Raw genomic sequence first — 8,808 nt, 5'->3', positions numbered from 1 at the left:
GAGGATAGCGCGGTTCCGCATGTGGGGGCGATACCGTGGGATACGGGGGATGCAGCCAGCATCTTGCGGGCGGTTCGTAGCCTGACCGGCAATGATTATGGCGACATAAGCGTACTCTCGCCAGATGGCGTGTACTATTCTAGCATTGGAGGCGTAGTCCAGAGTGAGTCACCTGCTCCCCTCCAGTACAACACTGCGCAGGGTGTCGTGGAGACTTCGGACGGCGGTTTGCTGATGCCCCTACAGATGGAGGACAAGGGAGAGGGCATCTCGAGCATTCTACAGCAGCGCGACCATACCGGTCCATATCGTCGCATCCGTACGGATAGCGAGCACCCCTGTATTGGGGCAAGGGGTAACTTCTTTCTACCTCAATGGTATGTTTTTGTGTCAGGTGATACGCATGCAAATACACGCGATACCCCTCACGTATACTTCGGCATCGCTTACGATGCTGCGGGAGGCGGAAGAGTAGATATCGAAGGCGGTATCAGTTACCATCCCAGGGGAAGAGGTGTGCGAAGAAACGGTAGGGAAGAAGGAAAAGATCCCGGTTCGCCACCCCCCAGCTATGCAAGGTGGATGCCATATATGAGGATACGCATTGAGAAGCCTCGCAAACAAGGCACCGACACTGACAAATACATCCCCGTAGTAGGGACAACGCGAAGCGACCTATCATGGGACATGGTACAATACGGCTATGTCGTTGATATAAACCTGCGTATCAACAGTGAAGCAAGGTTTCGAGAAAAGTCAGCTGTTCTGGAAATCAAAGCATGGCGATACCTGATAGATACCGACCCAGACTCTCCGTATTACCAACACACCTTCGTAGGTGTTGCAAAGGTGCCAGATTTTACGAGAGGCAATCCTCGAGTGCGGCGTGTGATTTCGATGGCTCAAAATGGGATTCCCAAAGATGACCAGGACGGCTGGCGACGTACAGGTTCGTTTGCCAGATACATTGGCGTCGGTTACGTTTCACGGATAACCCTCGAGGAGTTAAACGAGGTGCAGGTATTCTGTAATGGCTGGCAACAATGGACGCCTTCTTTCGGTGGGGATGTTCGTGTGTTTCCCAACGAGCAAGTGGTCAAGGTAGAGGATTTCCTCCCTATAGAGCAATACTTCCGGGAAGTCGTCACTGTAGATCTGCGGTGAGGTGTGATGATGCAAGAGATCCAAAAGAAATATGGTGAGACTTACATCAGAAGCCTCCCCGCGCGCATCCAGCAGCTATACTGGCAGTCCCTGAAGGAGATGCCGCCTTTCGAAAGGCTGTGGTACCTAACAGAGGAGCAAGGCACGTTGGGAATCCTTCGCTTCGAGAGAGGGCAGAGAAAGATCGTTCCCTTGCTACGCCGAGGAAGCTTGGATGACCGTTGGGTAGGTATGTCCCTGGACAAGCGATACGTGGCGATCACTGCGGTTGGGCTAGGCATGGCAATCGCGGATGTCAAGTCTCACCCGCGCAAGTGGCGCACTGTTCAGTTCCCCTCTGACCCAATATATTACCCCCGTTTCTCGCCGGACGGGCGCTACTTGTTGGGAATAACAAACTGGTATGACCTAGTGCTGGTGGAGTGTGCGACGACAAAGGCAACCAAACTGATAAATGGTTGTGTAGCAACCGGATGGTATCCGGACAGCCGTACCATCTGGTGTAAAGTGTTGGGAAAACGAAAAGCTGTGGTCTGGTACGGTATGGACATCCGTACACACCAACGCTGGCGCCTGGGTTCCGCTCAGATACGCCATGTTCAGGAAGGGTGGAACATCCTGAATCCCTGGTGGTATAAAGCACCCCTTGACCCTCCGAGGCTTTGCGTCTACTCCCGCAATGGACAGTGGCGCCTGCGTGCAGAGCCCTATGACCCCCAAATTGAGATACCACGAGGTAGGTTTACTAAAGCGAAGCTGTTCCTAGACAGTAAGAGAGGTGGTGTTCGTCTGCTGATGGATGGGCAACATGTAGCTGGCGTCATTCAACCTCACGCAGTTTCTAACAACGGGCGTTGGGCGATTATCTCCACCTGTGATCTTACCCGTTCTTATAGGATCGGTGATCGTTCCTACTTTGAAAACCACATCATGGTCTATAATACGGACAGGTTGCCTATGGGCAGAGAGCGACAGGATAGTCCTGTGGTTCCACCCTACGAGTTTATGGAACCGACAGAGTATCAAAGTGGGGGGGCTTATGACGTAGAGTGGCGGTTTGACGAATGATGTCAAAGGAGGATGTTCAAAAAGTTGGTGGATATCGGGTATATAAATGGCTATGAAACACCAATACCCTAAACACGTCACCTTGACCACCCTCCCCGTGAGGGGCATCTACCACTACATCCAACGCTTCTGCCAACTACACCCTCTGCCCAAACGACGCGCAAGACCCTACCAATACCCCGAAGCGCTCATCCTCACCTTGCTGCTGCTGCGCATCCGCGAACACGCTTCCTACCGACGCCTGCTCTTTGGCATTGCCCCCGAACTGCTGAGTGAGTTTGATTTGCCTGCCTTAGGCACACTTGTCTACCGCTTCCATCACCTCCAGCAGGAACGGCTGCAGCAGTTGCTCACTTGGTTAGCACAGCAGGGTATCGCGTGAGAGTAGCCGATTGGTGCGACGCGGTGTGCTTTTGTGGACGGCACGGGTTTTGGGTATGCTGGGGTGTTTGTGTCGCAGTATTTGCGTGGGGCGGCGGTGCGTCGGCAGCGTGCGCAGGTGAAAGCGACGGTGATGGGTTATAGGCAGGGTGGACAGTTATGGGTGATGGGATTATCGTTGGGGGAGGCGTATGCGGATGAAGGGAGGTTATTGCGGCAGTGGGTAGAGCATAATGGTCGCGGGGGTATGGCTTCGGGCACTTTGTTGGTGGAGGATGGTTTGTATGGTCATCGGGCAGGGTTGTTGCGGTTATTGGAGGATGTTGGTTTTTTGCCTGTGGCGCGTGTTCGGGATGGTTTGTGGCAGTGTGTGCGTTCGGATGCTCGGTGTCGTGCTCGGTTGCGTTCGCAGCAGTATAGTTGGGCTTTCAGGGAGCGTTACCGAATTGAGCAATTGTTTGGGAGTGTGAAGGGGGCGTATGGGAGTGGTGCGGTTCGTTGGGGATGGCAGTTTTTTGTGGTGTTTATGGATACGGGGTGTCTACATGATTTATCGAACATCTTCCCTGTCTGAAACCATTTTGTAGAGTTCCAGGAGTTACGCAGTCAGAGGACCGCGCGATAGTTGGGGATATAAAGCGACATAAACTGTCGTTCTGCGCGTTAGCAAAAAGTCTTAGAGATTCTTCGTTTGGCTCAGAATGGCAGGTTGTGTCCCTTTACATCGCACAGTCCCTTGCGGTGTTTCAGTGGCATGGGTCGTAGTATAATAAAATATCTTCTCTCACGGGAGTTATTCTGTGTCCAGAACGGTTGCATGGTGCTTGTTTTGGTTGCTGGCGGTAGTTCTTGTTCGGGCGGATAGCCTGCCAGCCGAGTCGATCCAGCTGAAAACCCTTCCGAACGGGTTGCGCGTGCTGGTGCGCGAGGCGCATGAGGCTCCTCTGGTGACGATAGACCTGTGGATACGCGCTGGCTCCTCGCGGGAGACCGCCGAAACCAACGGCGTGGCGCATTTTATGGAGCATCTGCTCTTTCGTGGCACCGCAAAGCGCGGCAGAGGTGAGGTAGACCGCGATATCGAGGAACTGGGTGCTACCCTGAACGCCACCACGTCGCGCGACTGGATGCACCTGTACACCACCGTTGCCAGCCGATACTGGCAGAACGCGCTGGAGGTGGTTGCCGATGCGGTGCAGAACAGCGCGTTGCGCCCCGAGGACGTGGAACGCGAGCAGATGATTATTCTGGACGAGCTGGCGCGCGCCGCTGATGACCCCGTGCGTGATGCCAACCAGCGTCTGGCGGAACTGCTTTTCCAGAAACATCCATACCGCCTGCCCGTCGCTGCCACGCGCGATTCCATTATCCGCATCCAGCGCGAGCAGATAGTGGAGTTCTATCGGAAGTACTACGTGCCGAACAACGCCTCGCTGGTGATTGTGGGCGATGTGACCGCGACAGAAGCCTTCGCGGCGGTCGAGAAGCTGTTCGGCGGATGGAAGAGACGCGACATCGCTGAATCGGAACCCGAACCCGAATCGCCGCCCGGCGCGCCCCGCCATGCACAGTTCAAGGTGCGCAGGGGTTTTCCGGTGGTGGGCATCGGCTTCATGGCGCCGTCGGTGAAAGAGGTGAAGGATGTGTGCGCGTGCGACCTGTTGCTTGCCCTGCTGGGGCGGCGGGACGGTCTGCTTACCCGGCTGCTGGTGGGACAGGGTGTTGCCACGCGCGTCACTACGGAGTTCCTCACCCAGCGGTATCCTGGCATCTTCAGCATTGTGGTGGAGCTTCCAGAGGGCGGCAACCCTCAGCAGGCGGAAGCCATGGTCGTGGGTGCCCTGCAGCAGCTGGCGAAGACGCCGGTCACCGATGCAGAGCTGGCGCGCGCCAAACGAGAGATACTGGGCGAATACCTCTTTGGGATGGAGACCACGGAAGGGCAGGCAAACACGCTGGGCTTCTACGAAATGATAGATACCTACCTCTTCGCCACCGAGTACGAGAAGAACGTGCTGGCGGTGACCGCCGAGGATATCCGCCGCACGGTGGAGAAGTATCTGAATCCTGAGTGCAGGGTGGTGGTGACATTGGTGAAGGAGTAATTTTCGCCCGCTGGATACCACACGGTCGTCGGCTCCCGAAAGACCCACATCCTGCACACGCACAGTGTCCAGGTCGGGCTTGCGACGCAACAGAACGCGCAGAATGTCCGCGTTGAGGTTCTCGTCGGCAGCGAGCCGTAGCAATTCAGCCTCTCTGCCAGGCGGTTCTGGCTGCAAGCACAAGAGCACTATCCTCACCAAGAATCTTGCCAAATCCCTGAGGGTGTTCGAAATGGGTGGTTGAATGGATAGATCACCTAACCCCCTAGCCCCCTTCCCTGTGAGGGAAGGGGGAACGCCCCCTCTCCTCGTAGGAGAGGGGACGGGGGTGAGGTAAGACAAGAGGTAGCAAGAACGCCTCTCTGCTTGCGCGACAACCAACTTCTCAACAATTCTCGAACACCCTCGCCAAACTCCTTGACACAACCCAGCTATCTCTGTTATTCTGTAAACAGAACGATGTAACAAGCATTTTGAACACTTCACGCAAACGAGGTTTTACAATGTTCAAGCGTACAACCGGTTTCGCTACTCCCCCCCCACTCAATGTAATTCTTGCTACACTTTTTGTCCTGTGGGCGACGCTGGCTAACGCCCAGCAGCCACCCATCATGACCCTTCTCAACGGCGACATCGATGGAGACAACGAAGTGACCCTCTTCGACCACGGCATCCTGGTTGCCAACTTCGGCTTGAGCGAGCAAGACCCCGGCTTCACCCCTGAAGCGGATTTGGACGGGGACACGGAGGTCACTCTGTTTGACTTCGGCATCCTTGTGAACCACTTCGGCGAGATTGGGGTAGACGCGCTGACGGGCGTGGAACAGCCGATGGAAGAGGGTTTGCGTGTGCCTCTGCGGTTGCGTTTAGGCGACTGGGGTGGTCATCCGAGCCGTGTGATCAGCGTGGAGTTTCGTGCGAAGGCGGTGGGCACGGAGAGTAACCCCGATGCGCCGGTATACGTCAAAACGGTGGGTATCGTTGCCTCGTCGGCAGAGGTGGATGTGGAGTTGACCCTGCCTGCGGGTGCGTATACGGTTCAGGCGAAGGCGAGCCACTGGTTGAGGGGTGAGGGGAGTATAGTAACCCCGCCCAGTTGGATATTTGCCGCGGCAACAGGTGTTAACAAAATAACAGTGTACTGGAGCCCAGTCCCTGGTGCCACAGGCTATCGTATCTTCCGGTCTACAAGATCAGGAGTGTACGACTACGACCAACCTGTTGCTACAGTAGGCAATAATACATTCCGATGGACAAACACAGGACTTTCCATGGGGGTAGAGTATTTCTATGTGGCTCAGGCTATAGCCAACGGCTCGAACAATACTGTTTCCACAGCGTCTGACGAAGACAGCGACGTGCCAGATGCACAAAGTATTCCATGGGATGAGTCTCCCACTAGTATTCTGCAAACAGTGCGGAGATACGTCTCTAATCGCTCAGGAGGACTACGGGTAATGGCTCCAGATGGTTCGGTCTACATCGAAGGTTACCAGATTGCTTTTCCTCCCGACGGGTATGTGGACACAGACAACTCGCAGTTGGTGCTGTCAGGAATGTCTATTCCGATGCCATCTTGCTTGACTTTTGAACAGCAAGAGCAAATAAAGGGACAGTCTAGACAACCTCAGAAAATCGACGCTGGGGCTTTTCGGAGAATAGTGAGCAGAAGTCAGTACAACAACGAGCAATATGAAGGCGTTTCTGGATTTGTGTACCTACCAAAGGTTGAACCAGCAAATCTCTCCTTGCAGCGTTCGGAAGAGAAGCCCTTCATCTATTTAGGGGTAACAGGCGATAACTTAGAGGTTGATGCAGGTATCATGTTCCATCGCGCAGGCTATGGCGGTCCCAATTTGCCTAATCGTTGGCAAGCCTTTGTGGTTGTGAATGATCGCGGTAGAAAGTGGAGAGGTAAGCCTCTGCCTAACGATCTCATTCTCTTGGTGATGGGAGAAAACCCCAGTACAGGCAACTACATCTGGGCTGACTCTGAACTGGGCAACTATGTCTTTATAGGGGTGTATACGTGGCAACAACCTCGTATTGGATGGCTTCTGGTAGACGCTTTTGATGCGTATGGTCTGTATTACTCTCAGACTTTCTGCTTCGCCCTACGCATACCAAATATCCGGCAAGAGGCTCCTCTTCGCTTTAAACGGGTTCATTCGATGGCCCAATCCCTGCCATCAAACACGCCGGGTCTAACGGCTTTCGATCCTGCTCCTTCATATGGACCACGGTACTACTTACCAACAGGTTCTTATATACGAGGAGCCCAATGGCTGGATGGCTCCCTGCAGTTAAGAAACAGTATGGAGACAGTACCGTGGGACCTGCCACGAACAGAGACAAGTGGACGATACGCACCTTATGCGGCACGTGTAGGTAACAACTTGCTTGTAACGACATCGCCTACCGGAGGTAGTCCTACCAGCGAGACTGTTAATATCAGACACTAACTGAGAAAGGAGGTAAGATCGAGGTGCTTAATTTGTCTTTCTCAGGGTTGATAGTTACCTATCGGGCGACTGCCATGTATGAACAGCCTGTTTTCGGACTAGAAATCTTTCGCAACGGGAAACACGTGGCTGGACGCTTATTTCCAAACAGTTATGAGGGCGACCTGTATAACCTAGGGGAGGTAAAGCTCTCACCGGATGGGAAACGACTGGCTGCATCATTCATCCCACGATCGGATGTAGCCGGAGGGCGTCCAAAGCCGATTGCACTGGCTGTCGGTGAAACAGCCAACCTGTTTATCCGCCGTGTGACGCCAGCTGCTTACCAAGGCGACTGGCGCTGGTCGCCCAACAGTAAATACGTAGCAACAACAGGGTGGGGACACGAGTCAGGGCTATATCTGGTAGATGTAACCTCTGGGCAAGCACGTCAGCTGACAGACAGAGCCGACTGTTACTTGTGGTCACTGGATAGTCGGTATCTAGTCTATGGTGTGAGGCAAGGACGAGACGACCAGCGATTCTACGGTGTGTACGTAAATGGCGAGCAAATCCGTCCGCTCGAGCCCTCTCACATGGACCGTCTGATGGGAAGGGCATTTCGTCATGCCTTGAGGCTATATCGTAAACTGTACGGTAGGGAGTACGCCGATGCCGACCCGGTGCGACCCCAAACGCCACAAGGTGCTCCTGCAGGACAGCACTTGCTGATCTCTCCAAATAGCAAGTGGACGGTCTTTTTTGATCCCACGCGCACTGAACAGAATCGGTTGCGTCGCCAGCACGATCTTCTTGCTCGTCTGCACTTCGTCAATGAACAGGGGAAACACTACTACCAAGATGTGCGAGGTGTTGGCAACGCTTGGTCGAAGGGATGGGCTTTTTATCACTTTAACTTGATACGCTGGGCGAAACACGGCAAGGGAGTGTATCTCGGACTAGACGAGTTCTTCTGGCAAAAGGATATGCCTCCATCCGATACAGGAAAACGCTACCTAGTGGAAGTGCCCATCCAGGGGCAGATGCGTTACCTGGTGGTATCGGCCCTGCCAGTAGATGCCGTTGACATCCCTTGAGCGGTTGCGTTTAGGCGACTGGGGCGGTCATCCGAGCCGTGTGATCAGCGTGGAGTTTCGCGCGAAGGCGGTGGGCACGGAGAGTAACCCCGATGCGCCGGTATACGTTAAAACGGTGAGTATCGTTGCCCCGTCGGCAGAGGTGGACGTGGAGTTGACCCTGCCGGCGGGTGCATATACGGTTCAGGCGAAGGCGAGCCACTGGTTGCGTGGTGAAGATGTGGTTTTGACCTCTGTGCCGTGGATATTCGCCGCGCCGACGGGGGCGAACAAGGTGACGGTGTATTGGGACGAGGTGCCCGGTGCAACGGGTTATCGGGTGCGCTGGGGCACAGCAAGCGGGGTATATCCCAACGTGTCTTCGGTTCAGTCTGGAGACGCGCGGATGCTAAGCGTCACGGGTTTAACCTCCGAGCAGGAGTATTACTTTGTGGTGGAGGCGGAGCGCAACGGGGTATGGAGTGCTCCATCGGAGGAGGATAGCGCGGTTCCGCATGTGGGGGCGATACCGTGGGATACGGGGGATGCAGCCAGCATCTTGCGGGCGGTTCG

General features: G+C 54.7%; 7 protein-coding genes. All 7 read left to right on the top strand.

The genetic code is table 11. The features are described from left to right. On the top strand, positions 1 to 1,164 hold a 1,164-nt coding region (locus K6U75_17025), incomplete at its 5' end, for a hypothetical protein (protein ID MCL6476737.1). A 1,114-nt stretch (positions 1,165 to 2,278) separates the two neighbouring features. Beyond that, complete coding sequence (locus K6U75_17020; protein MCL6476736.1) at positions 2,279 to 2,614, top strand: hypothetical protein; 336 nt, start codon at positions 2,279 to 2,281, stop codon at positions 2,612 to 2,614. 33 nt (positions 2,615 to 2,647) lie between these two features. Beyond that, positions 2,648 to 3,187: a transposase gene (locus K6U75_17015; GenBank protein MCL6476735.1), complete on the top strand. Its 540-nt coding sequence runs from the start codon at positions 2,648 to 2,650 to the stop codon at positions 3,185 to 3,187. A 226-nt stretch (positions 3,188 to 3,413) separates the two neighbouring features. Further along, a complete protein-coding gene (locus K6U75_17010) occupies positions 3,414 to 4,718 on the top strand; it encodes an insulinase family protein (protein MCL6476734.1) in 1,305 nt (434 codons plus the stop codon). A 503-nt stretch (positions 4,719 to 5,221) separates the two neighbouring features. Continuing rightward, positions 5,222 to 7,180: a hypothetical protein gene (locus K6U75_17005; GenBank protein MCL6476733.1), complete on the top strand. Its 1,959-nt coding sequence runs from the start codon at positions 5,222 to 5,224 to the stop codon at positions 7,178 to 7,180. A gap of 23 nt (positions 7,181 to 7,203) precedes the next feature. Then, the gene (locus K6U75_17000) at positions 7,204 to 8,256 is read left to right on the top strand and encodes a hypothetical protein (GenBank protein MCL6476732.1); all 1,053 of its coding nucleotides are present in this window, start codon (positions 7,204 to 7,206) and stop codon (positions 8,254 to 8,256) included. Next, positions 8,243 to 8,808, top strand: a 566-nt coding sequence (locus K6U75_16995; protein ID MCL6476731.1) for a fibronectin type III domain-containing protein, incomplete at its 3' end; no start/stop codon positions are given. The genes K6U75_17000 and K6U75_16995, both read left to right, overlap by 14 nt.

The organism is Bacillota bacterium, from assembly GCA_023511455.1.
Taxonomy (GTDB): Bacteria; Armatimonadota; HRBIN16; order HRBIN16; family HRBIN16; genus HRBIN16.
This window is presented reverse-complemented; position numbering and strand designations above follow the sequence as displayed.

Excerpts from the sequence above, each read along its gene's own strand:
- K6U75_17020 (MCL6476736.1), top strand. The coding sequence starts at position 2,279 with ATGGCTATGAAACACCAATACCCTAAACACGTCACCTTGACCACCCTC.
- K6U75_17005 (MCL6476733.1), top strand. The coding sequence starts at position 5,222 with ATGTTCAAGCGTACAACCGGTTTCGCTACTCCCCCCCCACTCAATGTA.